The sequence below is a fragment of the Streptomyces sp. P17 genome, from assembly GCF_032436805.1.
Classification (GTDB): domain Bacteria; phylum Actinomycetota; class Actinomycetes; order Streptomycetales; family Streptomycetaceae; genus Streptomyces.
In genome coordinates, this window is the sequence record NZ_JAVRBF010000037.1 from 56,328 (window position 1) to 82,751 (window position 26,424).

24 protein-coding genes and 1 pseudogene are annotated in these 26,424 nt (G+C 70.5%); 13 read left to right on the forward strand and 12 right to left on the reverse strand.

The window, feature by feature from the left end; genetic code table 11:
* Positions 1 to 45: 45 nt before the first annotated feature.
* From RMT89_RS23850 to RMT89_RS23860, 3 genes are all read left to right on the forward strand, one after another.
* Complete coding sequence (locus RMT89_RS23850; protein WP_315885810.1) at positions 46 to 3,240, forward strand: tetratricopeptide repeat protein; 3,195 nt, start codon at positions 46 to 48, stop codon at positions 3,238 to 3,240.
* 81 nt (positions 3,241 to 3,321) lie between these two features.
* Complete coding sequence (locus tag RMT89_RS23855) at positions 3,322 to 3,582, forward strand: hypothetical protein (RefSeq protein ID WP_315885811.1); 261 nt, start codon at positions 3,322 to 3,324, stop codon at positions 3,580 to 3,582.
* A 35-nt stretch (positions 3,583 to 3,617) separates the two neighbouring features.
* Complete coding sequence (locus tag RMT89_RS23860) at positions 3,618 to 4,199, forward strand: hypothetical protein (RefSeq protein ID WP_315885812.1); 582 nt, start codon at positions 3,618 to 3,620, stop codon at positions 4,197 to 4,199.
* Positions 4,200 to 4,364: 165 nt separating this feature from the next.
* Here RMT89_RS23860 and RMT89_RS23865 read toward each other — a convergent pair whose 3' ends face one another.
* Both RMT89_RS23865 and mca read right to left on the reverse strand, forming a co-directional pair.
* The gene (locus tag RMT89_RS23865; RefSeq protein WP_315885813.1) at positions 4,365 to 4,598 is read right to left on the reverse strand and encodes a hypothetical protein; all 234 of its coding nucleotides are present in this window, start codon (positions 4,596 to 4,598) and stop codon (positions 4,365 to 4,367) included.
* Positions 4,591 to 5,451 carry a mycothiol conjugate amidase Mca gene (gene mca, locus RMT89_RS23870; protein ID WP_315885847.1) on the reverse strand — a complete coding sequence of 287 codons (861 nt, stop codon included), beginning with the start codon at positions 5,449 to 5,451 and terminating at the stop codon, positions 4,591 to 4,593. The genes RMT89_RS23865 and mca overlap by 8 nt, the downstream gene beginning before the upstream one ends.
* Before the next feature lie 135 nt (positions 5,452 to 5,586).
* Between mca and RMT89_RS23875 the strand changes: the two genes are divergently transcribed.
* Positions 5,587 to 5,985 (forward strand): DUF4307 domain-containing protein, encoded by a 399-nt coding sequence (locus tag RMT89_RS23875; protein ID WP_315885814.1) that lies wholly within the window; start codon positions 5,587 to 5,589, stop codon positions 5,983 to 5,985.
* 198 nt (positions 5,986 to 6,183) lie between these two features.
* Positions 6,184 to 6,684: a transcription elongation factor GreA gene (gene greA / locus RMT89_RS23880; RefSeq protein ID WP_315885815.1), complete on the forward strand. Its 501-nt coding sequence runs from the start codon at positions 6,184 to 6,186 to the stop codon at positions 6,682 to 6,684.
* 59 nt (positions 6,685 to 6,743) lie between these two features.
* Here greA and RMT89_RS23885 read toward each other — a convergent pair whose 3' ends face one another.
* From RMT89_RS23885 to ilvA, 3 genes are all read right to left on the reverse strand, one after another.
* A complete protein-coding gene (locus RMT89_RS23885; RefSeq protein ID WP_315885816.1) occupies positions 6,744 to 7,589 on the reverse strand; it encodes an ABC transporter permease in 846 nt (281 codons plus the stop codon).
* Entirely contained in the window at positions 7,586 to 8,563 is a 978-nt protein-coding gene (locus tag RMT89_RS23890; RefSeq protein WP_315885817.1) for an ATP-binding cassette domain-containing protein, read from the reverse strand. The genes RMT89_RS23885 and RMT89_RS23890 overlap by 4 nt, the downstream gene beginning before the upstream one ends.
* A gap of 120 nt (positions 8,564 to 8,683) precedes the next feature.
* On the reverse strand, positions 8,684 to 9,913 hold the full coding sequence (gene ilvA / locus RMT89_RS23895; protein WP_315885818.1) for a threonine ammonia-lyase: 1,230 nt from the start codon (positions 9,911 to 9,913) through the stop codon (positions 8,684 to 8,686).
* Between the two features lie 161 nt (positions 9,914 to 10,074).
* On the opposite strand from ilvA, the gene RMT89_RS23900 reads away from it, so the two are divergent.
* The 3 genes from RMT89_RS23900 to RMT89_RS23910 all read left to right on the forward strand — a co-directional run bounded on the left by RMT89_RS23900 (position 10,075) and on the right by RMT89_RS23910 (position 11,471).
* Entirely contained in the window at positions 10,075 to 10,587 is a 513-nt protein-coding gene (locus RMT89_RS23900) for a MarR family transcriptional regulator (protein WP_315885848.1), read from the forward strand.
* Positions 10,588 to 10,722: 135 nt separating this feature from the next.
* Positions 10,723 to 11,226 (forward strand): sigma factor-like helix-turn-helix DNA-binding protein, encoded by a 504-nt coding sequence (locus tag RMT89_RS23905; RefSeq protein WP_315885819.1) that lies wholly within the window; start codon positions 10,723 to 10,725, stop codon positions 11,224 to 11,226.
* Positions 11,223 to 11,471 carry a hypothetical protein gene (locus RMT89_RS23910; RefSeq protein WP_315885820.1) on the forward strand — a complete coding sequence of 83 codons (249 nt, stop codon included), beginning with the start codon at positions 11,223 to 11,225 and terminating at the stop codon, positions 11,469 to 11,471. The genes RMT89_RS23905 and RMT89_RS23910 overlap by 4 nt, the downstream gene beginning before the upstream one ends.
* Positions 11,472 to 11,515: 44 nt before the next feature.
* Here RMT89_RS23910 and RMT89_RS23915 read toward each other — a convergent pair whose 3' ends face one another.
* The gene (locus RMT89_RS23915; RefSeq protein ID WP_315885821.1) at positions 11,516 to 12,673 is read right to left on the reverse strand and encodes a cystathionine gamma-synthase; all 1,158 of its coding nucleotides are present in this window, start codon (positions 12,671 to 12,673) and stop codon (positions 11,516 to 11,518) included.
* A 107-nt stretch (positions 12,674 to 12,780) separates the two neighbouring features.
* Between RMT89_RS23915 and RMT89_RS23920 the strand changes: the two genes are divergently transcribed.
* Positions 12,781 to 13,899 carry a hypothetical protein gene (locus RMT89_RS23920; RefSeq protein ID WP_315885822.1) on the forward strand — a complete coding sequence of 373 codons (1,119 nt, stop codon included), beginning with the start codon at positions 12,781 to 12,783 and terminating at the stop codon, positions 13,897 to 13,899.
* A gap of 31 nt (positions 13,900 to 13,930) precedes the next feature.
* On the opposite strand, the gene msrA is transcribed toward RMT89_RS23920, so the two are convergent.
* The 5 genes and pseudogenes from msrA to RMT89_RS23945 form a co-directional block, all read right to left on the reverse strand.
* The gene (gene msrA / locus RMT89_RS23925) at positions 13,931 to 14,443 is read right to left on the reverse strand and encodes a peptide-methionine (S)-S-oxide reductase MsrA (RefSeq protein WP_315885823.1); all 513 of its coding nucleotides are present in this window, start codon (positions 14,441 to 14,443) and stop codon (positions 13,931 to 13,933) included.
* A gap of 122 nt (positions 14,444 to 14,565) precedes the next feature.
* A complete protein-coding gene (locus tag RMT89_RS23930) occupies positions 14,566 to 16,182 on the reverse strand; it encodes a phospholipase D-like domain-containing protein (protein WP_315885824.1) in 1,617 nt (538 codons plus the stop codon).
* A complete protein-coding gene (locus RMT89_RS23935) occupies positions 16,148 to 16,657 on the reverse strand; it encodes an MOSC domain-containing protein (protein ID WP_315885825.1) in 510 nt (169 codons plus the stop codon). The genes RMT89_RS23930 and RMT89_RS23935 overlap by 35 nt, the downstream gene beginning before the upstream one ends.
* A gap of 15 nt (positions 16,658 to 16,672) precedes the next feature.
* Positions 16,673 to 17,432 (reverse strand): annotated as a pseudogene (locus RMT89_RS23940) (MFS transporter); the annotation flags it as partial.
* 20 nt (positions 17,433 to 17,452) lie between these two features.
* Positions 17,453 to 18,496: an NAD(P)-dependent alcohol dehydrogenase gene (locus tag RMT89_RS23945; protein ID WP_315885827.1), complete on the reverse strand. Its 1,044-nt coding sequence runs from the start codon at positions 18,494 to 18,496 to the stop codon at positions 17,453 to 17,455.
* A gap of 168 nt (positions 18,497 to 18,664) precedes the next feature.
* On the opposite strand from RMT89_RS23945, the gene RMT89_RS23950 reads away from it, so the two are divergent.
* A complete protein-coding gene (locus RMT89_RS23950; RefSeq protein WP_315885828.1) occupies positions 18,665 to 19,579 on the forward strand; it encodes a helix-turn-helix transcriptional regulator in 915 nt (304 codons plus the stop codon).
* Here the strand turns inward: RMT89_RS23950 and RMT89_RS23955 are convergent.
* Complete coding sequence (locus RMT89_RS23955) at positions 19,570 to 20,340, reverse strand: antibiotic biosynthesis monooxygenase (protein WP_315885829.1); 771 nt, start codon at positions 20,338 to 20,340, stop codon at positions 19,570 to 19,572. The two genes, RMT89_RS23950 and RMT89_RS23955, sit on opposite strands and share 10 nt — an antisense overlap.
* Before the next feature lie 192 nt (positions 20,341 to 20,532).
* Here RMT89_RS23955 and RMT89_RS23960 point away from each other — a divergent pair, with 192 nt between their 5' ends.
* The 3 genes from RMT89_RS23960 to RMT89_RS23970 all read left to right on the forward strand — a co-directional run bounded on the left by RMT89_RS23960 (position 20,533) and on the right by RMT89_RS23970 (position 26,424).
* A complete protein-coding gene (locus RMT89_RS23960; RefSeq protein ID WP_315885830.1) occupies positions 20,533 to 22,002 on the forward strand; it encodes an ABC transporter permease in 1,470 nt (489 codons plus the stop codon).
* 259 nt (positions 22,003 to 22,261) lie between these two features.
* The gene (locus RMT89_RS23965; RefSeq protein ID WP_315885831.1) at positions 22,262 to 22,945 is read left to right on the forward strand and encodes an ABC transporter ATP-binding protein; all 684 of its coding nucleotides are present in this window, start codon (positions 22,262 to 22,264) and stop codon (positions 22,943 to 22,945) included.
* Positions 22,946 to 23,118: 173 nt separating this feature from the next.
* Positions 23,119 to 26,424, forward strand: coding sequence for a S8 family peptidase (locus RMT89_RS23970; protein ID WP_399498471.1), 3,306 nt, complete (start codon positions 23,119 to 23,121; stop codon positions 26,422 to 26,424).

Consider the following 26,424-nt stretch of genomic DNA (forward strand, 5'->3'; position numbering starts at 1 on the left):
GCACACTTGACCAAGAACGCAGTTGCCGCCGGAGGGGGACCTGACATGCGGGACAGCCATCGGACGGAGGTCGAGCGGCTGTTGGCTCGGGCCGTGGAGGAAGAGGTACGGCGCTCGGGCGGGCGCACCGACGGGGGTGTGCTGCTGTCCCGGGCGCGGGGCGCGCTGGACGCCATGGCGCAGTCGGCGGCCGAGGAGTACGCGGCCTACACCCGCGCGCTGGAGGAGACGGAGGCCGGCCGGCTCACCTTCGGGCAGCGGTACGCCCGGGAGGGCGGGGGGACTCCGTTGCTGGTGGCGGGGGTGGCCGGCCTCGCCGCGCTCGTCGCCGACCTGGCCCTCGGCACCGGCGCGGGCACCGCGGTGGGCGCGGCCGTGACCGTGGGTGTCGTGGGCGCCGCGGCGACGGTGGTGAAGGTGGCCGGGGTGCATCTGCCGGCCGCGCACCACCGGGCGGGGGCGGCCGGGCAGCCCGGCGGTCCCGAGCAGCTGCGGCTGCAGTGGCTGACCGCGCTGGAGGTACGGGGCATTCGGCCGTTCCTCGATCAGCAGCGGGTGCTGAGCGCGTCGACGGGGGCGAAGCCGCAGTTGCGCGGCACCGACAAGAGCGCGGCGGCCCGGGGGCGGAGCGTGCTGGAGCAGTCCTTCGGTCAACTCCCCGAGCCGGAGCAGCCGTTCGCGGGCCGACGCCAGGAGCTGGGGCGGATCCGGCAGTGGGTGCAGGCGGCCCGCGCGAGCACCGAGACCCGTCCGACGGTTGTCGTGCTGCACGGGGCGCCCGGCAGCGGCCGTACGGCCCTCGCGGTACGGGCCGCGCACGATCTGCGGGACCAGTTCCGCGGCGCGTGCGTGGTCGATCTGCGCGGCGACACGGTGGAGGAGCCGCCGCTGTCCACCCGGGACGCTCTGCTGCATCTGCTGAACCGCCTGGGCGCACCCCGCGAGCAACTGCTGTTCCGCGAGCGCTCCTCCCCGGACCAGCAGGTCAAGCGGCTCAGCGAGCTGTACCACCAGCATCTGACCGGGCTGCCGGTCACGATCGTCCTCGACGACGCCTCGGACCCGGAGCAGGTGCGCACCCTGCTGCCCGAGCGCTCCGACAGCCTGGTCCTGGTGACGGCCCGCGACCCCCTGGTCCTGCCCGGGGACCTGCCCGCCTGGGTGCACGAGCTGCGGGTGGAGCCCCTGGAGGCGGCGGGCGCGGAGGAGCTGCTGACGGCGGTGGCGCAGGATGCGACCGGTCCGTACGACGCGGAATCCGCCGACACGGTCCGCCAGTTGTGCGGCGGACTCCCCCTGGCGCTGCGTATCGCGGGCTCCTCGCTCGGCCCGCGCTCCCCTCGCCGTCTGGCCACCGACCTGGGCGCGTACGGACCCGTGGAACCGGTGGAGCGCGTGCTGTGGCTGCGCTACACCGACCAGTCGGAACCGGCCCGGCGGCTGCTGCGCCGGCTGGCGCTGGCCGGACGGGCCTCGCTGGGCGCGGCGGCGGCGGCCGCGCTGCTGGCGACGGACGAGGCGGAGGCCACCCGCCATCTGGTCGCCCTCTCCGAGGCGGGCCTGATCGACCATGTCCGCGGCAGCCGCTACCGCCTGCACGACCTGGTCCGCGCCTTCGCCCACGCCCGTCTCCTCGACGAGGAGGAGCCGGCCGAGCGCACCTCGGCGCAGGAACGGCTGATCGTCAACTACGCCGACCTCGCCGACTCGGTCCTACGGCTGGTCGACGGCAACATGTCCACCCGCTCCGACCGCTTCAGCCCCCATGGCTTCACCTCCCTGGACGAGGCCCTGCGCTGGCTGGACGACGAGTCGAGCTTCATCACCTCGGCGCTGCGGCACGCGGAGAGCGTGAACCAGGCGGCGGTGCTGGAACTGCTGGGCGCGCTGTGCGACTACTGCCTACTGCGCGGCGACCTGTACCGCCTGGGCGAGATCAGCGAGCTGGCCCAGGCGGTGGACCAGGGCCTGCTGCTGCGCTCGGTGCAGTGGCGCACGGGCATCGCGGCGCGTCAGCTCGGCGAACTGGACAAGGCGAGGACGACGCTGGCATCGGTGGTGGACCTGTACATGGAGGCCCACCACGACGCGGGCGCGGCCCGGGCCCTGTGCTCCCTGGGCATCACCCTGCACCACCAGGGCCAGCTGACGGAGGCGGCGAAGAAGCTGCGGGAGGCACTGGACCTGCAGGCACCCCCGCAGCTGGCCACGGACCGGGCATGGACGATGCACGCGCTGGCGGCGGTGGAACGCGACCGGGCCCACCTCTCCGAGGCCCTGGACCTCTTGACCCGCTCCCTGGAACTGCACCGGGCGGGCGAGTCGGTGCACGGCGAGGCCTGGGCCCACTTCCAACTCGGCCAGCTGGCCCTGCGCATGGGCGACGTCCCCCGGGCGGAACGGGAACTGCGCACAGCGCTGGAGCTGTACGGCCGTACCCGCGACGCACGCGGCGAGGCCTGGGCGCTGACCCAACTGGCCCGGGCCCGCCTGGTCGCCGGCGACCCGTCCCCGGCCGTGGACGGCCTGCGCCAGGCGGCGTCCCGGCACCGCGACAACGAGGACGCGCGCGGCGAGGCCTGGACGATCTTCTACCTGGGCCAAGCCCTGGAGGAGACAGGCGACTTGGACCAGGCGGTACGCGAACTGGAGCGCTCCCGCACGATGTTCTCCCGTATGCGGGACGTGTACGGCCTGGCCTGCGCCCGCCACCACTCGGCGAGGGCGACACGCGACCTGCGCGCGGCCCAGACGGGATCGCTGCGCAACTCAGGGTTCGCCCGCCAGCTCCTGGTGGACGCGAGGGCCGACTTCCAGCGCATCGGCGTCGCGCACGGCGAGGCGTGGACCTGCCTTGAGCTCGCGGTGGTGGAGGCCGGCAACTCCCGTACCCAGCAGGCGTTGGCGCTGTGCGACGAGGCACTGGGTCTCTTCACGTCCTACGGCGACCGCCGGGGCGAGGACTGGGCCCACTTCCTGCGCTGCACGCTGCTCCCGTACGCGGCACCGGGCGGCGTCGAGGTCGGCACGGCGGTGGCCCAGGAGGAGCTGGCGCAGCTGGCACGCGGTGGTCACGCGGTACGGGACGAGAAGCTGGAGGAGTACGTCGGCGCGTATCAGCTCCTCCTGGAACGGGGCGTGAATCTGGAGGCGGGCTGGCAGGCCTGGCGGCTGGGGATGGTGCCGAGCCGGCATGCCCGGGAGGTCATGGGGGTGGCGGTGATGACCGCGGGGCGGTGATGCAGCGGCTTTCGCCGGCGGACGGGGTCCGGGGCTGGGAATGTGGTCGGGTGGGCGATTTCGGGGTTCGGGGGTGGTCCGGTGGGGGCGTGGTCTGCGGGGGCCGACGACGGGGCCACCGACCTGGTCGTGTACGCACACGGCTGGCGCACTCCGCCCGAGGACGCCCACGCGATGGCCGCCGGTCTGCTGGCTCTCGCCGCCGAGCAGTACGCGCGCCGGCAGGCGCTCCACCCCCGGCTGCCCGAGGGGCGGCCTTGGCCCGTGCTGCTGTGCCGGGCCTCGGGGAAGCGGCGCGGGATGGGCGAGTACTTCAAGATGCGCGACCGGGCGCACACCTGAGCACGGACGGGCACGGGGGCCGGGTCATCGGGCAGTTGCTGGGGTATGTGGACGCCCGCCGCGGCGATCCGGCCGCGCCCGAGGTGCTCGCCAACCGCGAGGGGCAGTATCTGCACCTGGTCGGGCATTCCTTCGGGTGCCGGGTGCTGTGCGAGGCCGTGCAGTGCGCGGCCGAGGGGCCGGCCACGCTGGGCTGGAGCATGCCCCGGCCGCCGGACCGGCCGTTCACCGCGGACTCGATGCTGCTGTCCCAGATGGCCGCCCCGCGCGACGCCTTCGAGACGTTGTTCACCACGCTCGACGAGGTCCCGCTGCACGGTCCCGTCGTGGCGACCTACGCACAGGCCGACCTCGCCACCGGCTTCTGGCATGTGCGCGCCGAGAAACGGGCGGGGGTCGGCCACGCCGGCATCGGGACCGCACCCGCGCCGGTCTCCGGCATCCGGATGCGCAGCACAGGTGAGCCGTATCCGCGCGATGCCCTCGACCACCGGTTCGTCAGCGTCGACGCCTCGGAGGTGTACGTCCGCCGGCGCGGCTGGTCGGGCGCCCACTCCGACCATGTACGGCCGGAGTCGGCGCACCTGCTGCTGCCACTGACCGACCACGCGCGGTGAGCTAGTGCCGCGGCAGGCGACGTTTGCCCGTCAAGGAGCGGCGTCCGGTGCGTGCTCTCGGCGTGCCGCCGGAAGCCCTCGTACCTGGATGTACTGGGCTTTCGGCCGGTGCGGAGAGAGCGCGTGCCGGGCGTCGCGACGGGGCGAACGTTGCCTGTCGCGGCACTAGTCCTTCACGGAGTCCGAGGAGGCGTCCGCCTTCGGGTCCGGGGTCTCCGTGAAGGCCACCTTGCCCATGTGCCTGCTCATCGACTTCATCAGGGCCCACACGGCCAGGGCCATCACCGCGAAGACGATGAAGCCGAGGACACCGGGAGTGACCTTGTCCTTGTCGATCTCCTTGGCGAGGGTGGCCAGCTGGGTCATTGCCAGGCTTGCGCTTGCACTCATGTCAGACATTGTCGCGGACGCCCGCGAAGAGGTCGTCCTCGGGGAGGGAAGTATCGACGAGCGACTTCGCCAGCTCGTACTCCTCCGTCGGCCAGACCTCCTTCTGGAGCTCCATCGGCACTCGGAACCAGCCGCCGTCCGGGTCGATCTGCGTGCGGTGCGCGATCAGGGCCTTGTCGCGGATCTCGAAGAACTCGGCGCACGGAATGTGCGTGGTCAGCGTGCGCTCGGTGCGCTCGAACTCGTCCCAGCGCTTGAGCCACTCCCCGTACGGCGACTCCAGACCGCGGTCCAGCATCGCCTGGTGCAGCGCCTCGGTACGCGGACGGTTGAAGCCCTGGTTGTAGTAGAGCTTCTGCGGCTGGTACACGGGGCCGAACTCGTCCTCCGGGTACTTCTCGGTGTCCGCCGCGCCCTCGAACGCCACCATCGAGATCTTGTGGGTCATGATGTGGTCGGGGTGCGGGTAGCCGCCGTTCTCGTCGTAGGTGGTGATCACCTGCGGACGGAAGGAGCGGATCTTCCGCACCAGCTCACCGGCCGCCTTGTCGACGTCCTCCAGGGCGAAGCAGCCCTCGGGCAGCGGCGGCAGCGGGTCGCCCTCGGGCAGGCCCGAGTCGACGAAGCCGAGCCACTCCTGCTTGACGCCGAGGATCTCGCGGGCCTCGTCCATCTCCTTCTTGCGCACCTCGTGGATGTGTTCCTCGATGTACGTGTCGCCCTGGAGCTTGGGGTTGAGGATGGAGCCACGCTCCCCACCCGTGCAGGTCACGACCAGCACGTCCACCCCCTCGGACACGTACTTCGCCATGGTGGCCGCGCCCTTGCTCGACTCGTCGTCGGGGTGGGCGTGAACGGCCATCAGTCGCAGCTGGTCAGTCAAGACTCAATCCTCGTCGGTCGGCGCCCCCGTGTGAACGGGCGCATACGGCGGCTTCTATAGTGACCGAATCGGGGGCCGAATAATTCCGGGCCCGGCCCCGCCGAGAGGACGATCATGACCACGGTGAGCACGCGACCGCCCGAGGGCCGCTACGGGCGCTCCTCGGACGAGACCACCGACCGCCGTCTCAAGATCGCCGCCGCCGTCCTCGGCACCCTGCTCCTCGCGGTGGTCGGGTACTTCGGCTACCACTACGTGGGCCAGAACAAGATCAGTGCCGAGATCATCAAGTACGACTTCTCGAAGACCTTGGTGAAGGTGCATCTGGAGGTCCGCAAGGACGCAGGCGCCTCCGGCTACTGCACGGTCCGCTCGCAGGCGGAGAACGGCGCCGAGGTGGGCCGGGCGGACTTCCGCTTCGACGGGGACGCCACACGGATCGACAAGGTCGTCACGCTGCGTACGACGTCGGAGGGCACGACGGCCGAGCTGCTCGGCTGTCAGGCGGATTGACGCAGCCCGACGCGGCCGGGCCGGGATCGGGCTCGCCCGCAATACGTAGGCGCTGACCTGCGTTGACGTAATTCTGGTGGCTTATGTCCTCCCCCTGACGCCATGGAATTGTTAGGCTCGTGGTTTCGCCCATCCGTGAAGGAACATTCTTCTGGGTAGGGCGATGCTTTGTATTCCCGGTACCGACGAGGAGCACCTGTGACCCAGACCAGCGAGTCCGTCACCTGGCTGACCCAGGAGGCGTACAACAAGCTCAAGGACGAGCTTGCGTACCTTACTGGTCCTGCGCGCACGGAGATCGCCGCCAAGATCGCGGCCGCGCGCGAGGAGGGCGACCTGCGCGAGAACGGCGGGTACCACGCGGCCAAGGAGGAGCAGGGCAAGCAGGAGCTCCGCGTGCGCCAGCTGACCCAGCTTCTCGAAAACGCCCAGGTCGGCGAGGCGCCGACCTCCGCGGAGGGTGAGGTCGCGCCCGGCATGGTCGTGACGATCGCCTTCGACGGTGACGAGGACGACACCCTGTCCTTCCTGCTCGCCTCGCGCGAGTACGCGAGCTCCGACATCGAGACCTACTCCCCGCAGTCCCCGCTGGGCGCCGGCGTGATCGGCCACAAGGTCGGCGAGGACGCGGAGTACGAGCTGCCGAACGGCAGGAAGGCCTCGGTGCGGATCCTGAAGGCCGAGCCCTACAGCGGCTGACCACCGGTCCCGTAGGCCCTTGACGCGCCCCCGGCGTCCCTGTGACGCCGGGGGCGTCGTCATGCCGCGGCGGAGCGGTACTTGCGGACCGCCAGCGTCCGGAATATGGCGATGATCAGGACCGAGTAGATCAGCGACGCCCAGACCGGGTGCTGCATGGGCCAGGCGTCGGAGGGTGAGACGCCGGGGTTGCCGAAGAGCTCACGGCAGGCCTGGACCGTGGCGCTGAACGGGTTCCAGTCGGCGACGTGTTGCAGCCAGGGGGTCATCCGGCTGGAGTCCACGAACGCGTTCGAGATGAACGTGACCGGGAACAGCCAGATCAGTCCGCCCGAGGTGGCCGCCTCCGGGGTGCGCACGGACAGGCCGATCAGGGCTCCGACCCAGGTGAACGCGTATCCGAGCAGAAGCAGCAGCCCGAAGGCGCCGAGCACCTCGCCGAAGCTGGTGTGGGTACGCCAGCCCACCAGCAGCGCGACTGTCGCCAGCACGAACAGCGTGAGCGCCGTCTGCACCAGGTCGGCCAGGGTCCGGCCGGTGAGCACCGCGCCACGGGCCATGGGCAGCGAGCGGAAGCGGTCGATGAGCCCCTTGTGCATGTCGTCGGCGATACCCGCCCCGGCGCCGGCGGTGGCGAAGGTGACGGTCTGCGCGAAGATGCCGGCCATCAGGAACTCGCGGTAGACCGCGGAGTCCGTGGTGCCGCCGATGTTCATGGAACCGCCGAAGACATAGCTGAACAGCACCACGAACATGATGGGCTGAATCAGCCCAAAAATTACCATTTCCGGAATCCTGGACATCCGGATCAGGTTCCGCTTGGCCACGACCAGGGAGTCCCTGGCGGACTGGACGAGCGGGTGTGCGGGTGCCATGACCGGCACGGCGTCGGTGACGGCGCTCACTTGACTGCCTCCTCGTCCTTCTCCTTGTCGTTCGCCTCGGCCGCGTGTCCCGTCAGGGACATGAAGACGTCGTCGAGGGTCGGGCGGCGCAGCCCGATGTCGTCGATCTCGATACCGCGGGTGTCCAGCTCACGGATGACCTCGGCGAGGAGCTTGGCGCCGCCGGTCACCGGAACGGTGAGCTTGCGCATGTGCTCCTCGACGGTGGTCTCGCCCTTGCCGAAGCCGCTCAGCACCTCCGCGGCGGTCTGCATGTGCTCGCGCTCGTGCACCACGACCTCGACGCGCTCGCCGCCGGTGCGGGCCTTGAGCTGGTCGGAGGTGCCCTGGGCGATGACATGGCCGTGGTCGACCACGGCGATGTCGTGGGCGAGGTGGTCGGCCTCCTCCAGATACTGCGTGGTCAGCAGCAAGGTGGTACCGCCCGAGACGAGCCGCTTGATGACGTCCCAGAGCAGTTGGCGGTTGCGCGGGTCGAGGCCGGTGGTCGGCTCGTCCATGAACATCACGGGCGGTGAGACCACCAGGGCCGCGGCGAGGTCGAGGCGGCGGCGCATACCGCCCGAGTAGGTCTTGGTGGGGCGGTCGGCGGCGTCGGCGAGGTCGAACTGCTCCAGCAGTTCCTCCGCGCGGGCCTTCGCCGGCTTCGCCTTCATCTGGTAGAGCCGGCCGACCATCTGGAGGTTCTCGCGGCCGGTGAGATATTCGTCGACCGCCGCGAACTGGCCGGAAAGGCCGATGGAGCGGCGCACCGCGTCGGGGTGCTTGAGCACGTCGATACCGGCGACGACGGCCTTGCCGCTGTCGGGGCGCAGCAGGGTCGTCAGACAGCGGACGGTGGTGGTCTTGCCCGCGCCGTTCGGCCCGAGCAGGCCCAGGACGGTGCCTTCGGGTACATCGAGGTCGACACCGTCCAGTGCCCTTACGTCACCGAAGGTCTTCACCAGACCTTCGGCATGGATGGCGCCTGGCATATGAGTCTCCACGTCGTCGGGGATTCTTCGGTAAGCGTGGGTGGCACGACACACACCATAACGCGATGTATCGCGTCTCTCAACGGAATTGCTCGAACGAGTGACTGAGCGCCTCCGACCTCAGTCGATGACCGTGTATCCGGCCTCGCGCAGGGCCTGGCCGACCTCGGCGCAGTGCACCGGACCCTTCGTCTCCAGGTGCAGCTCGACCTCCGCCTCCGTGAGCCCGAGCCGGGGATCGGTGCGCACATGGCTCACGTCGAGGACGTTGGCGTCCACCACTGACAACACCCCGAGCAGTGTGGCGAGAGCGCCCGGACGGTCCGTGAGCCGCAGCCGTACGGCCAGGTAACGGCCCTGAGCCGCCATGCCGTGCCGCAGCACCCGCTGCATCAGCACCGGGTCGACATTGCCGCCCGACAGCACCGCGACCACCGGACCCTCGAAGGCGCCGGGATCGCTCAGCAGCGCCGCCACCGGGCTCGCCCCGGCCGGCTCGACAACCAGCTTGGCCCGCTCCAGGCACAGCAGCAAGGCCGTGGACAGCTCGTCCTCGGTGACCGTGCGGACCTCGTCCACCAGATCGCCGATGATCCGGAACGGCACATCGCCGGGCCGCCCGACCCTGATGCCGTCGGCCATCGTCGCCGGGTTCTCCACCGACACCGGATGCCCGGCCGCCAGCGAGGGCGGATACGCCGCCGCGCCCGCCGCCTGCACCCCCACGATCCGCACGTCCGGCCGGATCGCCTTCACCGCGACGGCGATACCGGCCGCGAGCCCGCCGCCGCCGATACCGACGACGATCGTGCGCACCTCCGGGCACTGCTCCAGGATCTCCAGGCCGACCGTGCCCTGGCCCGCGATGATGTCGGCGTGGTCGAAGGGGTGGATGAACACCGCGCCGGTCTCGGCCGCGTACTCCTCGGCGGCGGCCAGTGTCTCGTCGACCACCTGACCGTGCAGGCGCACCTCGGCGCCGTAGTCCCTGGTGGCGCTGATCTTCGGCAGCGGGGCGCCCTTCGGCATGAACACCGTCGAGTCCACGCCGAGCAGGGAGGACGCGAGCGCGACGCCCTGTGCGTGGTTGCCGGCGCTCGCCGCGACGACCCCCGCGGCCCGCTCCTCCGGCAGCAGTCCGGCGATCCGGACGTAGGCGCCGCGCAGCTTGAACGAGCCCGTCCGCTGCAGGTTCTCGCACTTGAGGTGCACCGGCGCGCCCACGAGCTGGGACAGGTGTCTGCTGCCCTCCATGGCCGTCACACGAGCCACGCCCGTGAGCATCTTCTGGGCGCCGCGCACGTCGTCGAGCGTGACCGGCGGCAGCAGGTCGGCCTTGCGGTAGCTCATGACTCAAGTCTCGCAGTTCACACATGCGGACTCCCGCTGTGACCAACCACCGAGACCGGTTTGCGCAGCGCCGGTACGGCCCGCCTCCCATCCGCGTACCCTGTCCCCCAACCCAGCACCCTTCATGAAGTGAGCCCCCGGCCATGCCCACAACACCTGGAATGTCGATGGACATGTCGACCGTCGGTGACACCGGTCTCCTCGACACGCTGCAGCACGAGGTGGCGGTGTTCGCCCGCCGTGCCGAACAGACCCGGCTCGGCGGGGTCGGGCAGGTGCGCAACTCCATGGACCGCGCCGCGTACCTGCTGCTCAACCGCCTCGACAAGGAAGGCCCCATGGGGGTCAAGGCGCTCGCCGCGAGCATGGGGATCGACTCGTCGACCGTCACCCGGCAGGTGGCGCCGCTGGTCGACACCGGGCTCGTCAAGCGCACCTCGCACCCCGAGGACGGGCGGGCCGTGGTGCTCCAGCTCTCCCCGCGCGGGCAGTCCCGGCTGGAGGAAGTGCGCTCATCGAGGCGTCAGTTGATGGCCGAGCTGACACACGACTGGGCGCCTGAGGAGCGCGAGGCGTTCTGCACGCTCCTCACGCGCTTCAACACCGCGCTGTCCGCCCGAATGGCCGCGCACGGCATGCCGGGGGCAGAGCCGACACCCGCCTCGGCCTCCTGAGCCCGGGCACGCGCGTACCGCCGGACTCTTGACCCTGGGCCGCTGCTGGCCTCATATGAAACCGGGTCCCCTTCGTACGCCCGTACGTGGCCGGGATCCGACGATTCAGGGGGTCGCCCTCAGTCGGGAGGCGCGGTGCGAGAACGGCATGCGTTCCAGGACGCCAGCCGGACCCGGGAGTTCGAGGCGTTCGTCGCGGGCGCGGCGGGCCGGCTGCTGCACACCGCGACGCTGCTCACGGCGGAGGCACCGGCCGACAACCCACGCGCGCGGCGCCTGCTGGCGCTCGCCCTCGCCCATACGTACGCCGGCTGGGACCGGCTGCGCGGCGAGGATCCCTACGACCACGCCCGTCAGTATCTGGCCACCCGCTTCGCGCGCGGGGCCTGGCATCAGTACGGCGGCCTCGGCCGGGCCCGCCCGCACCCCGACAGCCCGCTGGCCGTCCTCGGCCCGCAGGAACGCCTGATCCTCGTCCTCAGGCTGTACGAGGGGGTGGCCGAGGAACAGACGGCGGCCCTGCTCGGTCTGCCCACCGAGCGGGTACGGACCATCTGCGACCGGGCGACGGCGACCCTGCTGCACCCGCCGCGGGGGCCGGCACCGGCGGTCGTACGAGCGAGAGCGGCGGCGTCATGAACCGGAGCGAACGGGAGGCCGCCGTACAGCGGATCATGGAGCGCACGCCCCCGGCGGTGCCGCCCGGCCTGTCTGCGGACGCCGTCCGGCGCGGCGGCCGGATGCTGCGGCGCCGCAGAGCCGCCCTGCGGCTGATGTGGCTGCTGATGTTCGCCGCGACGGTGGCGTTCGTGGTGTGGGCGCTGATGGCGCGCCCCTGGGTGGAGCCACCGTCGGAGGTGACTCCACCGCTCACGGGCTGGTGAACCGCCGGGGTTACTGAACCGCCGGGGTTACTGAACCGCCGGGGTTACTGGCCGAGCGCCTGCTGGAGGTCCTCCAGCAGGTCCTCCACGTTCTCGATGCCCACGGACAGGCGGACGAGATCGGCGGGCACCTCCAGGGCGGAGCCGGCCGCGGAGGCGTGGGTCATACGGCCCGGGTGCTCGATCAGCGACTCGACACCGCCGAGGGACTCGCCGAGCGTGAACACCTTGGCGCGGTTGCAGACCTCGACGGCCGCCTCCTCGCCGCCGGCGACCTGGAAGGAGATCATCCCGCCGAACGCCCGCATCTGCTTGGCGGCGATATCGTGACCCGGGTGCTCGGGCAGGCCCGGGTAGAGCACGTTCGTCACGCGCGCGTGCCGGGAGAGCATGTCGGCGACCTTGGTGGCGTTCTCGCTGTGCCGGTCCATGCGCACCGACAGCGTCTTGGTACCGCGCAGCACCAGCCAGGAGTCGAAGGGACCGGCGACGGCACCCATCGCGTTCTGGTGGAAGGCCAGTTCGTCGCCGAGGCCCTCGTCGTTCACGATCAGCGCACCGCCGACGACGTCGGAGTGGCCGCCCATGTACTTGGTCAGGGAGTGCACCACGACATCGGCGCCCAGCGACAGCGGCTGCTGGAGGTAGGGCGTGGCGAAGGTGTTGTCGACGACGAGCCGCGCGCCCGCGTCCCGGGCGATCTGGGCGACGGCCGCGATGTCGGTGATGCCGAGCAGCGGGTTGGAGGGGGTCTCCACCCACACGGCCTTGGTCTTCGGGGTGATCGCGGCGCGGACGGCGGAAAGGTCGCTGGTGTCGGCGACCGACCACTCCACACCCCAGCGGGCGACGACCTTCGCGAACAGGCGGAACGTGCCGCCGTACGCGTCGTTCGGGATGACCACGTGGTCGCCGGGGCTGAGCAGCGTACGCAACAGGCAGTCCTCGGCCGCCAGTCCGGACGCGAACGCGAGCCCGCGACGGCCGCCTTCGAGGGCCGCGAGGTTCTCCTCCAGGGCGGTCCTGGTGGGGTTGGCGCTACGGCTGTACTCGTAGCCGCCGCGCAGGCCGCCGACGCCGTCCTGCTTGTAGGTCGAGACCTGATAGATCGGCGGGACGACCGCCCCGGTGAGGGGGTCCGCCGTGTTGCCCGCGTGGATGGCGAGCGTCTCGAAGTGCTGACTGATGTGCCTGTCGCTCATGGGTCACGAGCGTAGTGCTCCCACGGCGCTGATGACGGACGGAGGAGTTTTCCACAGGCCGTGGACCGAGTTGGCCAATTGTCGGTGCGGTCTGGAACGCTTGTGGCATGGAGATTCTCTGGCTTCTGGTGGCGCTGGTCATGATCGGCTTTGTGGTGTTGCCGTTCATGCGGCGCAGGCGGGGCATGATCGAGCAGGTCCCGCCGGGGCACCCGGACGCCGCGGACCCGGCGAACTACGGCTTCGTACGGCAGGAGGAGCTGGACGTCCGGATGCCCGGACCCGACCAGGACCTGCTGGACGTGCTGGACCTGGTGCAGCGCACCCAGGACCATCGCGCGGCCTCGCAGCTGCTCGCGGGCACCGAGACCGAGGGTGAGCTGCGCTGGCAGCGGGTGCAGGCCTTCGCGGGCGCCGCCTCGCTGGAGCTCCAGCAGCGTCCCGGCGGGGTCAGTGACACGCCCGGCGGGCAGTGGCTGCGGGTGTGGCGGGCCGAGCAGCCCAAGGACGCGGGCGGCGCGGCGGTGCACGCGGAGTTCCTGGTGCAGCAGGCGTGGCGCACGGCGGCACCCGGCACGGACGAGTTCCGGATCATCATGGAGGAGGCGAAGGCGGCCTGCGGGGAGGCGGCGCTGCTGGCTCCCGGTGACCCGATCCCGTACATCGTCGAGCTGTCGGTGGCCCGTGGACTGGCCTATACGCAGCCGGAGTTCGAGCAGCTCTGGCTGAAGATCCTGGACCGCGCGCCCACGCACATGGGCGCCCATCTGGCCGCGCTGCACTACTGGTGCGAGAAGTGGCACGGCTCGCGAGAGCAGGCGTACGGCTTCGCGGAGGCCGCGGCGGCCCGCGCACCCCAGGGTTCCCTGCTGGCCGCCATGCCCCTCTTCGCGGTCTTCGAGCATCTGCCCGAGGTCAACCTGGTCAGCGGCTTCTACCAGAGCGAGGTCGTCACGAAGGCGATCCACGGCGCGCTGCACGCGGTCCACTCGGCGCGCCCCGACGACCCGATGCAGGCGCACGTCCGGCACCTTCTGGTGTTCTTCCTGGTCCGCGCCGAGCGCTGGGCGGAGGCCATGAACCAGCTGATACACATCGACGGCCATGTCGGCGCCCTGCCCTGGACGCTCTCCCCGGACCCGGCCGCGGAGTTCGCGGTGTACCGGGCGCTGGCGGTCGCGGGCTACGAGGCGAACGGCGGCAGCCCGGCGACGCTGCCGCACTGAGCCCGGGGACGGCAGAAAGAGGGTCTCGCGGTCAGTCCTCCGCGCGGGCGGGCAGCCGCCATCCCGGGCGCGGGAAGTGGCAGGTGTAGCCGTTCGGGTAACGCTGCAGGTAGTCCTGGTGCTCGGGCTCGGCCTCCCAGAAGGGGCCGACCGGCTCCACCTCGGTGACGACCTTTCCGGGCCACAGTCCGGAGGCGTCCACATCCGCGATGGTGTCCTCGGCGATCCGCTTCTGCTCGTCGTCCACGTAGTAGATCGCCGAGCGGTAGCTGAGGCCGATGTCGTTGCCCTGGCGGTTCTTGGTGCTCGGGTCGTGGATCTGGAAGAAGAACTCCAGGATCGTGCGGTAGTCGGTCTTCGTGGGGTCGAAGAGGATCTCGATGGCCTCCGCGTGCGTGCCGTGGTTGCGGTACGTCGCGTTCGGCACGTCACCCCCGGTGTATCCGACGCGGGTCGACGTCACGCCCGGGAGCCGGCGGATCAGCTCCTCCATGCCCCAGAAACATCCGCCGGCCAGCACGGCCCTCTGCGTCTGCGCAGCCATTACGGCCCTCCATGTCTGTCAGCTCGATCACTCGGGCGGCTCGGCTCGCACACCACCGGCATCCCCTGCCCAGTGTCCTCAACGCGCGAGGGTTCCGAGCGATTCCGCACCCGTCCGACCCATCAGTACTCGTTGCGGCGGCGCAGCCCGAAGGGGCGGCCGTCCGGGTCGATGAAGAGGCGGTTCAGGGGCGTGCAGAGGGTCTTGGTGAGGGGCGAGAGGGTGGGCGGTCGGTAGGTGCGGAGGCGGCCGGGGGGTCGTGGGCCCTGGCGGCCCTGGGTGTGCCAGGAGTCCAGCGCGGCGGCGGTCTCCGCGAAGGTGTCGAAGGCGGTCCTGGGGTCGCAGAGCGGGTCGGGGGCGTCCGGTGTCCGGGGGGTCTCCATGTCCAGGTGCTCTCGGGAGAGCTCCAGGCGCAGGTCTCTGGCGAAGCCGCGCGCGCCGTCGCCGAGGCCGCCGGGGTCGCGCGGCTCGCGTGGGTCCGTGGTCTCGTCGAGGACGGCGCAGGTGATTTCGGAGTCGTGGGTCCAGGAGCGGAGGTTGATGTTGTCGGAGCCGACCGCGGCCCACACGTCGTCGATCACGCACACCTTGGCGTGCACGTAGACGGGTGTCCCGGCGTGGTTCTCCAGCCCGTACACCGCGACGCGCCCGCCACCGGCGCGCCGCAGCCTGTCCAGGGCGGTGATCCTGCCGATCAGGTTCATCGGCAGCGTGATCCGGCCGGCCTGTTCGGGGAACGAGGGGATGACGGCGATCAGGCGCAGGCCGGGGTGGGCGCTCAGCGCCTCGGCGAAGCATTCCACCACGCGCGGCGACCACAGGTACTGGTCCTCCAGGTAGATCAGTGCCCGGGCCCGCCGCAGGGCCTTGCGGTAGCCGCGGGCGATACTGCGCTCGCCGTCGGGGGCGAAGTCGTAGCCGCGCAGCAGCCGGTTGGGGTAGGTGCGCAGGACCTGGAGTGTGTGTGGGCCGCGGGGCGCGGGGTCGGGTGACTGGGGCGGCAGCGGGTCGGCGCGGGTGTCCTCGCCGTGAGCGAGTTCCCGCAGCCGGACGAGCGGGCTGCGGGTGAGCGGCGCCGGGTCGTTCCAGCGTTCGCGGAAGCCGGCCTCGATGTCACCGACGGCCGGTCCGCGCACCGCGAGCTGGATGTCGTGCCACGGGGGGTGCGGGCCGTACGCGGCGGCGATGGCCAGCGACTGCGGGTCGCCACGGTGGGCCGCGTCGTCGTGGCGGTTGTGGCACAGGTCGATGCCGCCGATGAACGCGACGTCGCGCTCGGGGCGGTCGGGATGCCGGAGGACGACGAACTTCTGGTGATGCGAACCGCCGGGCCGTACGCGCATGTCGAGCAGGCACTCGCCGCCCGCCGCTTCGATCTCCTCGCCGAGGTGCCGGTTCTCGGCCTCACTGAACTGGAAGCGGTCCAGGTGGGAGCGCCAGACCAGCCCTTTGACGATCACCCCGCGCTCGGCCGCCTCGCTCAGGACGCGACCGACCTCACTGCCGGGCCCGTCGAGCCGCTCGTCGGGATCGCCCCGCCAGTCGGTGAACAGCAGCAGGTCTCCGGCACGCTGAGCACGGATCGCGCCGAGGAGTTCCGGGAAGTACGTCGCGCCATGGACGAGGGGCCGCACCAGGTTCCCGCGCGACCATGCCGCTCCACCCGGCCGGCGGCTGTCCAGACGTGTGGCGCTGTTGCCGCGTTCACCCGGGGTCAGCAGCCAGTCGGTGAGTTCCACGGCCCAGGACCTCCAGACAGCACAGGTACCCCGTTCGCGCCCCCTCACCCCGAAGACCGGCGGGGTACTGGCGGACTACTGCGTTCTCGTGGCCCTGACCTCCTCCAGCGCCTGTTGGCAGCGGTTGGCCCACTCGGGGATGCCGGCCTCCGGACACCTCGTCCCCCTGGTCGATCCCCTTGAACGGAGAGCCGAGCATCTCCACGTCCCGTCGGGCACCGGTCGTCAGCACGTCGACACGCACCTCGCCGAATCCCTGGGCGGAGAGCGTGATCCACTCGCCGTCCGGGCTGATCCCGGGCGTGATCGACGCCACGTGCGGGTGGGTCCGCTGGGTCCGGGACGAGCCGTTCCCGTCGACGACCATGAAGCTGCGGTCATGGGCGAGCCCGGCCGGCGTCAGCAACGCCTCGCCGGTCGCCGTCCCCGCGCATCCCTTGACGGGGTAGTAGGTCAACTCCGCGACTGCGGCCATGACGTGGGTGCCTCCTCAGGCGGTGACGAGGGCGGCCGGGCTCGCGCACCCCCGCACCAGCAGCCACCCCAGCGCGGGGAGCACGGCGAGGGGTGCCAGGGCCGTCCGGAGTGAGGTCGCGTCGGCGAGCGCGCCGAGCACCGGCGTGGCCAGGCCGCCGACGCTCACCGTCAGCCCGAGCGTGATGCCGCCGGCGGTGCCGACCCGCGAGGGCAGGTAGTCCTGGCCGAGGGTGACCTGGAGGGAGAAGGGGACGTACAGGCCCGCCGGGGCCGGCGCCACGAAGACGTGGACGGACGGGCCGGGGACGAGGACGACGCCCGCGACCGCGACGACCGCCAGCACGTACGACCGGCGCACCACCGTGACCCGGTCCCGGCGTTCTGCCAGGGCGCCGCCCAGCACACCGCCCACCGCGCCGCCGGCGTACAGCACGAAGAGCGCGGCGGTACCGGCCGCCGTACCGCCGCCTGTGCGCTGCTGGACGTGGAACGCGACGAACGTACTCAGGCCGATGAAGGTGATCGGCCGGCAGACTACAGCCGGCGACAGCCGCACGAAGGAGCACGGGTCGTCGTGTCCACGCGCGGGCTGCGTCAAAAGCGCCGCCTCGGCCCGTTCAGGGTGTGCGGGGCGGGCAGGCAGAGCGCGGCACCCGCCACGGCCGGGATCACCAGCAGCGGAGTCAGGCGCAGGCCGCCGGTGGCGAGCACGGCCGCCTACCAGCAGCGAGCGCCGCCGCGAAGCCGAGCGTGCCGCCGAGCGAGAACCAGCCCCTCGGTCGGATGACCGGGCTCAGATCGTGGCCGTGTCGATCACGAACCGGTACCGGACGTCACTCGCCAGCACCCGCTCGTAGGCCTCGTTGATCTCGCTCGCGGCGATCAGCTCGATCTCCGCGCCGAAGCCGTGCTCCGCGCAGAAGTCCAGCATCTCCTGGGTCTCCCGGATACCGCCGATACCGGACCCGGCGAGGGACTTGCGGCCCATGATCACCGAGAAGAGGTTGAGCGCGACGGGCTCCTCGGGGGCACCCACGTTCACGAAGGCGCCGTCCGTCTTGAGCAGGGAGAGGAACTGGTCCAGGTTCAGCGGGGCCGACACCGTGGACAGGATGATGTCGAAGCTGCCCTGAAGCTCCTCGAAGGTCTTCGGGTCGCTGGTGGCGTAGTAGTGGTCCGCGCCCAGCTTCAGCCCGTCCTCCTTCTTGCGCAGGGACTGCGACAGGACCGTCACCTCGGCGCCGAGCGCGTGCGCGATCTTGACGCCCATGTGGCCGAGGCCGCCCATGCCGAGGACGGCGACCTTCTTGCCGGGGCCGGCGTTCCAGTGCTTGAGCGGGGAGTAGGTGGTGATGCCCGCGCACAGGAGCGGTGCGGCGACATCGAGGGACAGACCGTCCGGGATACGGACGGTGTAGTTCTCGTCCACGACGATCTGCTGGGAGTAGCCGCCGTAGGTGGGCTCGCCGTCCTTGCCGACGGCGTTGTACGTACCGATCATGCCGCCGCCGGTGCAGTACTGCTCAAGACCGGCCTTGCAGTTGTCGCACTCACGGCAGGAGTCGACCATGCAGCCGACGCCCACACGGTCGCCGACGGCGAACTTGGTGACACCGGGACCGACCTCGGAGACCACACCCGCGATCTCATGGCCGGGCACCATCGGGAAGATGGCCTCACCCCAGCCCTCGCGGGCCTGGTGGATGTCCGAGTGGCAGATGCCGGCGAACTTGATGTCGATCAGCACATCGAACTCGCCGACGGCACGGCGCTCGATGGTGGTGCGCTCCAGCGGGGCCTTGGCAGAGGGGGCGGCGTACGCAGCGACAGTGGTCATGGGAGTGGATCTCCTAGAGGTTGCGCGCCCGGCTGCCTTCTGTCCGGGCACGGCCTCAAGCCTGCCTGGGTCGTCGGCATTCACCCAGGTCACAGCTTTGCGTACGTCTGGCGTTCCTACTACTGACGGGGTCAGGCTGGTGGGCGTACGACCGTGAATACTGGACGTATGGACGAACAGCCCGTATCCCCGCAGGAGTCCGGCGGCGGCCTGGACCGGCGCGCCGAGCTCAGCGAGTTCCTGCGCACCCGGCGTGCCCGGCTGAAGCCCGAGGACGTGGGGCTGCCGGACTACGGGCGGCACCGCAGGGTGCCGGGGCTCCGGCGCGAGGAGCTGGCACAGCTCGCCGGGGTGTCCGTGGCGTACTACACGCGGCTGGAGCAGGGCAACGGGCGCAATGTGTCGGCGGAGGTGCTGGACTCCATCGCGCGGGCGCTGCGGCTCAGCGACGCCGAGCACGCCCATCTGACGCATCTGGCGAAGCCGAAGCAGCACAAGAAGAAGGCGGGCCCGGCCCGGGCCCAGCAGGTGCGCCCGGCGCTGCGGCACCTGCTGGACTCGATGGCGGACGTGCCGGCGTACATCTCGGGCCGCCGCTCCGATGTCCTCGCCTGGAACCGGATGGCCTCGGCCCTCTTCGGCGACTGGGGAGAGCTGCCGGCACAGGAGCGGAACTGGGCCCGGCTGGTGTTCCTCAACCCCGCCTACCGCGAGCTGTTCGTGGACTGGGACCAGAAGGCCTACGACATCGTCAGCTATCTCCGCATGGACGCGGGCTGCCACCCGGACGATCCGCTGCTGTCCGCCCTGGTCGGCGAACTCTCCGTGAAGAGCGAGGAGTTCCGGCGCCTGTGGGCCACCCACGACGTCAAGGAGAAGAGCTACGGCGTCAAGCGTCTGCGCCATCCCTTGGTGGGTGAACTGACCCTGTCCTTCGAGTCGTTCCGTCTGATGGACGACGGCGAGCAGAACCTGATCACCTACCACGCGGAGCCCGGGTCCCCGGCCGCGGAGGCGCTCCGGCTGCTGGCCAGCTGGGGCACGGACGCGACCCGGGCGGGGACCGGGGCCGCTCAGCCCTGATACGGCGGCGCCGCCCCCCAGTTCCATTTCGGCACCGGCTGCTCCGCCGGGGGCTTCGCGTCGGGACCGGAGAAGTAGACCGCCAGGCGGGTGCCCCACTCCACATACGCCAGGAACGCCGAGCGGAACTCCGCGTCCGTGGGCAGGCCCGCCTCGTCGGCCGCGTCCTGGATGAGGTTGACCCAGCGGCGCCGCTGGGGCTCGGTGACGGCCAGGCCCATGTGCTTGGCGACCATATGGCCGTGGCCGCCCTGGGTGTCGGAGTAGGCGGTCGGCCCGCCGAAGACCTCGCCCAGCCAGGCGGCCACATGCTCGGCGTGGGCCGGGTCCAGGTCCTCGAACAGCGGGGAGAGCAGGTCGTCCTTGCGGACCCTGTCGTAGAAGGCCGAGGTCAGGCGGGTGAGCGCCGCGGCGCCGCCCGCCCACGCGTACAGCGTCGGCACCGCCGAGCCGGTGCCGCGCACGCTGGTCGGCTTGTAGTGCCGCATCTCCTCGATGTTGCCGATGTAGGGGCGGATCTCGGCCAGGAAGTCGGGGAACAGCTCCGAGGTGCGGAAGCCCTTGATGTGGTCCTCGGTCGAGGTCCAGGTGATACGCAGGATGAAGTGCTCGAAGTCCTCTTCGCAGCGCGTCAGTTCGTAGTCCACGCACTGCGGAGCCGCCGCGAGACCGGCCGCGGCGCGGGTGTAGGCGGACAGGAACTCCGCCGACTGCTGCTCGGGGATGCGGTACCGGATGTATTCCACCGTGTGAGCCGTCATGCGCCCACACAAACACGGAAGCCGGACGGAAGCTGCTCTTCCGGCGCGCTCCGGGCCCGTGTCAGCGCTGGGCGGAATCCAGCCGCTCCGACAGACGTGGGCGGGCTGGTTCCTGGCCGGCGGGCAGCCTTCTCATGCATCTCTTATTTCGGCCTTATCCCTTCATCACGCGCCGTACCTAGCTTGCGGCGCATGTTCTTCACCTACCTGAGGCGCGAGCTGCGCCGCCGCAGAAAGGCGGCCCTCGTCGTCGCCTCCGGCCTCGCACTGGGCATCGCCCTCGTCATCGTGGTCAACTCCGTGTCCTCGGGCATGGGCAAGGCCCAGGACAAGGTCCTGGAGTCGCTTTACGGGCTCGGCACCGACATGACCGTCACCAAGGCGGCCGCCGCCGAGGGCAGTCAACCGCAGCGGCCGCGCTTCGAGTTCGACGCGCAGGACAGCGACTCCGAGGAGGAGCAGAGCAGCGACCGGGTCATGGTCCAGGGCTTCCAGACGCTGGCGAGCTCGACCGTGGACGAGGTCGGTGCCCAAAGCGGCGTCTCGGACGCGGTGGGCGGGCTGAGCCTTCAGGTCATCAAGGTCAACGGGCAGTTCCGGCGCGGGGAGTTCCAGCAGGACGGGGACGGCGGCCAGGGGCAGGGCGGTCCCGGCGGCGGGACGCAGGCACCCGAGGGGCGCGTCGAGGGCGGTGGCGCCGAGTTCGACGTCAACAACTACTCGGTCTACGGCACGGATGTCACCGAGCCGGCGCTGGGTCCGCTGACCTCCTCGAAGATCACCAGTGGTCGTACGTTCACGTCGTCGCAGACCAACGCCAAGGTGGTCGTCGCCGACGCGTCCTACGCCAAGGAGAAGGAGCTGAAGGTCGGCTCCACGGTGACCGTCAAGGGCACCGAGTTCGAGGTCATCGGCATCGCCACGCCCGAGAGCGGGGACGCGGCGGCCAACCTCTACATCCCGCTGAAGCAGGCCCAGACCCTGAGCGACTCGAAGAACAAGGTCACCACGATCTACGTCAAGGCGACCGACTCCCAGCGGATCGACGCGGTCAAGTCGGAGATCCAGAAGAACATCTCCGGTACGACGGTGACGACGTCGGCGGATCTGGCGGACACCGTGTCGGGCTCGCTGTCGACGGCGTCCGACCTGGCCTCGAGTGTCGGCAAGTGGCTGTCGATCGCGGTACTGGCGGCGGCGTTCCTGGTGGCCGGCCTGCTCACCTCCTCGGCGGTGTCCCGCCGGGTCCGCGAGTTCGGCACGCTGAAGGCCCTCGGCTGGAAGTCGGGCCGGGTGACCCGGCAGGTCGTCGGCGAGGCGGTCGTCAACGGCCTGGTGGGCGGTGCCCTGGGCATCGCGGTGGGCCTGGCGGGCGCCTACGTGGTGACGGCGATCAGCCCGACCCTGGAAGCCCAGCTGGGCGCGACGGGCGGAGGCGGCGGCTTCGGAGGCATGGGAGGCGGCCCCGGCGGCGGCATGGGCGGCCCCGCGGCGGAACAGTCGTCCAACGCCCTGGAGGTGGCCCTGACGGCACCGGTCAGCGCCACGACGATCGCCCTGGCGGTGGGCCTCGCGGTAGCGGGCGGCCTGATCGCGGGAGCCTTCGGCGGCTGGCGCGCATCGAGGCTCCGCCCGGCGGACGCACTGAGGCGAGTCGAGTAGCAGCTGCCGACCGAGGCAAGCGGGTGGGACGCGCAGCCCGGCGCAACGCGTTGCCGCCCGCGCCCACCCGTGCCGCCCCAGCGGCACGACTGCCCGCGGCTTGGGCGGAGAGCGCACCGGTGAAGCAACGCGCACTGAACCCACCCAGGGGCGCGGGGCCGTGTCGATATGCGGCTCCGCCGCGTGGGCGCGACCAGCCCCCACTCGCCCGCCGCCGATGACGACGATCACCGTCCCGAACCCACCCAGGAGCACCCACATGTACGAACTCAGAAACGTCACCAAGCTCTACACCCGAGGCAAAGAAACCGTGCACGCCCTCGACGGAGTCGACCTCACCATCCCCGACGGGGACCGGCTCGTCATCCAAGGCCCCACCGGCGGCGGTAAGTCGACCCTTCTTCAGATGCTCGGCGGTCTTGACCGCCCGACGTCGGGAGAGGTCGTTCTGGATGGCACGGATCTGGCCAAACTGTCCGAGGCCAAACTGACCGGCGTCCGAAGTGAAAACATCGGCTTCGTCTTCCAGAGTTTCAATCTCATCCCCACTCTCACCGCCCAGGAGAACGTGGAAACCGCCCTGGTCCCCCTGGGCGTCAGGGTGAAGGACCGCCGCGAACGGGCCGCCGAGGCGCTGAGGTCCGTCGGGCTCGGGGAGCGGCTCTCCCACCTGCCCTCCGAGATGTCCGGCGGCCAGCAGCAGCGCGTCGCGATCGCCCGAGCCCTGGTCAAGCAGCCCAAGGTGCTGCTCGCCGACGAACCCACCGGCAACCTCGACGAGTCGATGCGCGACGAGATCATGGACGTACTGGAACGCATGTGGAAGGAGCTCGGGCTCACTTTCATCATGGTCACGCACGACTCGTCTCTCGCGAAGAAGGCCCCCCGCGTAGCGACCATCCGCAAGGGCAAGATCTCCGTCAAGGAGAACGCGGGCGCGTAAGGCGGTTCGTAAGACCGACTCGTAACAGTCCGATTCTGTCCGTCCCCTGTCTATTGAGGTAGCTGATCACCCCCCGGCATACTGCGTACTCCGGGGGGTGCACGTACATCTGTGCAGGACCACCCCCGGCCGGGTGAAGGGGAATTCGCCCGGTACTTCAGCAAGGGGGAAACTTGCGCAGACAAGTGAAAAGAGCATGCGCGGCCACCGTCGCCACGGCAGCCGCCGTCGCCCTCGCCGCCGGCATGACCAGCCCGGCGTCGGCGAAGCCGGAGCAGCGCACGAGCGGCGCCGCTCAGCTGACGGCTCATCACTCGATCACCCTGATCACGGGTGACCGGGTCACCGTCGACTCCAAGGGCCGCGTCGTCGGCCTTCAGCGGGCCAAGGGACGTCAGCACATACCCGTCCAGATCCGCAAGACCGAGGGGCGCACGCTCGTCATACCCGCCGACGCGGCCCGGCTGATCACCGCCGGCAAGCTCGACCAGCGGCTGTTCGACATCACCGAGCTCAACAAGTCGGCGACCCGCAAGTCACAGGCCAAGGGCCTGAAGGTGATCATCGGCTACAAGGGCGCCGCGGCCGGCACGAAGGCCGACGTCCGGGACGCGGGCAAGCTCCGCCGGACCCTGAAGTCCCTGAACGCGGACGCGGTCCAGACGCCGTACACCGAGACGCCCGCCCTCTGGGACGCCGTCACCAACGGTGACAGGACCGCTTCGGGCATCGCGCGCATCTGGCTCGACGGCACCCGCAAGGCCACGCTCGACAAGTCCGTGGCCCAGATCGGCGCCCCCAAGGCGTGGGCGGCGGGTTACGACGGCAAGGGCGTCAAGATCGCCGTCCTGGACACCGGCGTCGACGCGAACCACCCGGACCTCAAGGGCCAGGTGATCGCCTCGAAGAACTTCACCCCGGCCGCCACCGCGGAGGACAAGGTCGGACACGGCACGCATGTCGCGTCCATCGCGGCGGGCACCGGAGCGAAGTCCGGCGGCAAGTACAAGGGCGTGGCGCCCGGCGCCCGGATCCTCAATGGCAAGGTCCTCGACGACACCGGCTCCGGTGACGACTCCGGCATCCTCGCCGGCATGGAGTGGGCGGCCGAGCAGGGCGCCCAGGTCGTCAACCTCAGCCTGGGCGGCATGGACACCCCCGAGGTGGACCCGCTGGAGGCGGCGGTCAACAAGCTGTCCGCCGAGAAGGGCATCCTCTTCGCCATCGCGGCGGGCAACTCGGGCCCCGAATCGGTCGGTTCGCCGGGCAGCGCGGACGCCGCGCTCACCGTCGGCGCGGTCGACGACAAGGACCAGCTGGCCGACTTCTCCAGCACCGGGCCCCGCCTCGGCGACGGTGCCATCAAGCCGGACGTGACCGCGCCCGGCGTGGACATCACGGCCGCCTCCGCCAAGGGCAGCCTGATCGAGCAGGAGGTCGGCGAGAAGCCGGCCGGGTACCTGAGCATCTCGGGTACGTCGATGGCGACGCCGCATGTCGCGGGCGCCGCCGCGATCCTCAAGCAGCAGCACCCGGACTGGACGTACGCCGAGCTCAAGGGCGCGCTGACCGCTTCCACCAAGGGCGGCAAGTACACGCCGTTCGAGCAGGGTTCGGGCCGTATCCAGGTCGACAAGGCCATCAAGCAGACCCTGATCGCCGACCCGGTGTCGCTGAGCTTCGGAGTGCAGCAGTGGCCGCACACCGACGACACCCCGGTCACCAAGGAGCTGACGTACCGCAACCTCGGTACGCAGGACGTCACCCTGAAGCTGTCGTCGACGGCCACCAACCCCAAGGGTCAGCCGGCCCCGGCGGGCTTCTTCAAGCTGGGCGCCACCTCGGTGACCGTCCCGGCGGGCGGCAAGGCGACGGTCGACGTCACCGTCAACACCAAGCTGGGCGGCACGCTGGACGGCGCCTACTCGGCGTATGTGACGGCGACGGGCGGCGGGCAGAGTGTCCGTACGGCCGCCGCGGTGCAGCGCGAGGTGGAGTCGTACGACGTCAAGGTCAAGCACATCGGCAAGGACGGTCAGCCCACCGACGTCTACAACACCGTGCTGCTCGGCTACACGGGCCTGGCCACCAACCGCTCCTTCGGGGTTCCGCCGGTCGCCTCCGGCACCACGACGCTGCGGCTGCCCAAGGGCCAGTACCTGCTGGACGCCTGGATCGCGAAGGACTTCAGCAACCTGGAGGGCGGTCTCGACTGGCTGGTCCAGCCGCGGCTGAACGTCACCAAGGACACCTCGGTCACGATCGACGCCCGTAAGACCCAGGCGGCCGACATCACGGTGCCGGACTCCGGGGCCAAGCAGCTCTCGGCGATGATCGGCTACATGTACGACCCGGCGGGCATCGGCATCGGCGTCGGCCTCGACACCTTCGCCAATGTGCGCATGAAGCACCTCGGCGGCGAGGTCTCCGGTCTCCAGCAGACCTGGAGCGGCCAGTGGACCAAGGGCGCGAACGCCGAGTACGACGTGGCCACCACCGCCAAGGTGAAGAAGATCCAGGGCGACAAGGTCCGCCACTTCAAGGCGAGCGAGCTCGCCACGGTCAAGAACCGCCTCGGCGCCTCGGCCCCGGGCAAGACCGGCGGCGTGGTCTCGTGGGGCATGTTCCCGGGGGACTTCGTGATCGGCACACCGGTCGAGCAGAAGCTGCCGGGCACCCGCACGATGTACGTCTCCACGTCCGACAAGATCCAGTGGACCTTCGACGTCGAGCAGTACGGCAGCCGCACGCCCGAGGGCTTCCCGGTCCCGGACGCCTTCTACACGCTGGGCGCCCCGCAGACCTTCAAGGCGGGCCAGACGTACCAGAAGACCTTCAACAACGCGGTCTTCGGTCCGCACATCAACGCGGACTACGGCCTGTTCCGCGAGGGCAACAGCATCTACGGCTTCCTGCCGCTGTTCGCCGACGCGGCCAAGCACGCCGGCTCCTCGGACTTCACCTCGGTGAAGACCGAGCTGTACCGCAACGGCACGAAGATCGGCTCCAACACCGACCCGCTGTTCGGCGGGAGTGCCTTCAAGGTTCCGTCCGCCGAGGCCGAGTACAAGCTGACGACCTCGGTGAAACGGAGCGGCAAGGTCGCCGCCGCCTCCACGCGGATCGACGCGAGCTGGACCTTCAAGTCCAAGAAGCCGACGTCCGACCAGGCCAAGCTCCCTGCCTCCACGGTCCGCTTCAACGCGAAGACGGGTCTGGACAGCCGGGTCGAGGCCGGTAAGAAGCAGACCTTCCCGGTCAGCGTCGTGGGCGCCGCCGCGGGCAGCAACCTCAAGTCGCTGTCGGTGTGGGTGTCGTACGACTACGGCCAGACCTGGAAGAAGGTCTCCGTCACCGGCGGCAAGATCACGGTGAAGAACCCGGAGAAGGGCAAGGCCGTCTCCTTCCACGCGAAGGTCGCCGACAAGAAGGGCAACAAGGCGACCATCTCGATCTACAACGCGTACTACGGCAAGTAG

What these genes read in the sequence shown, in the direction of transcription:
- RMT89_RS23850 (WP_315885810.1), top strand. Translation starts at nt 46, where the DNA reads ATGCGGGACAGCCATCGGACGGAGGTCGAGCGGCTGTTGGCTCGGGCC.
- RMT89_RS23865 (WP_315885813.1), bottom strand. Translation starts at nt 4,598, where the DNA reads ATGTCTGACATGAGTGCAAGCGCAAGCCTGGCAATGACCCAGCTGGCC.
- mca (WP_315885847.1), bottom strand. Translation starts at nt 5,451, where the DNA reads ATGGCCGTTCACGCCCACCCCGACGACGAGTCGAGCAAGGGCGCGGCC.
- RMT89_RS23875 (WP_315885814.1), top strand. Translation starts at nt 5,587, where the DNA reads ATGACCACGGTGAGCACGCGACCGCCCGAGGGCCGCTACGGGCGCTCC.
- RMT89_RS23890 (WP_315885817.1), bottom strand. Translation starts at nt 8,563, where the DNA reads ATGCCAGGCGCCATCCATGCCGAAGGTCTGGTGAAGACCTTCGGTGAC.
- ilvA (WP_315885818.1), bottom strand. Translation starts at nt 9,913, where the DNA reads ATGAGCTACCGCAAGGCCGACCTGCTGCCGCCGGTCACGCTCGACGAC.
- RMT89_RS23900 (WP_315885848.1), top strand. Translation starts at nt 10,075, where the DNA reads ATGTCGATGGACATGTCGACCGTCGGTGACACCGGTCTCCTCGACACG.
- RMT89_RS23910 (WP_315885820.1), top strand. Translation starts at nt 11,223, where the DNA reads ATGAACCGGAGCGAACGGGAGGCCGCCGTACAGCGGATCATGGAGCGC.
- RMT89_RS23915 (WP_315885821.1), bottom strand. Translation starts at nt 12,673, where the DNA reads ATGAGCGACAGGCACATCAGTCAGCACTTCGAGACGCTCGCCATCCAC.
- RMT89_RS23920 (WP_315885822.1), top strand. Translation starts at nt 12,781, where the DNA reads ATGGAGATTCTCTGGCTTCTGGTGGCGCTGGTCATGATCGGCTTTGTG.
- msrA (WP_315885823.1), bottom strand. Translation starts at nt 14,443, where the DNA reads ATGGCTGCGCAGACGCAGAGGGCCGTGCTGGCCGGCGGATGTTTCTGG.
- RMT89_RS23935 (WP_315885825.1), bottom strand. Translation starts at nt 16,657, where the DNA reads ATGGCCGCAGTCGCGGAGTTGACCTACTACCCCGTCAAGGGATGCGCG.
- RMT89_RS23945 (WP_315885827.1), bottom strand. Translation starts at nt 18,496, where the DNA reads ATGACCACTGTCGCTGCGTACGCCGCCCCCTCTGCCAAGGCCCCGCTG.
- RMT89_RS23950 (WP_315885828.1), top strand. Translation starts at nt 18,665, where the DNA reads ATGGACGAACAGCCCGTATCCCCGCAGGAGTCCGGCGGCGGCCTGGAC.
- RMT89_RS23955 (WP_315885829.1), bottom strand. Translation starts at nt 20,340, where the DNA reads ATGACGGCTCACACGGTGGAATACATCCGGTACCGCATCCCCGAGCAG.
- RMT89_RS23960 (WP_315885830.1), top strand. Translation starts at nt 20,533, where the DNA reads ATGTTCTTCACCTACCTGAGGCGCGAGCTGCGCCGCCGCAGAAAGGCG.
- RMT89_RS23965 (WP_315885831.1), top strand. Translation starts at nt 22,262, where the DNA reads ATGTACGAACTCAGAAACGTCACCAAGCTCTACACCCGAGGCAAAGAA.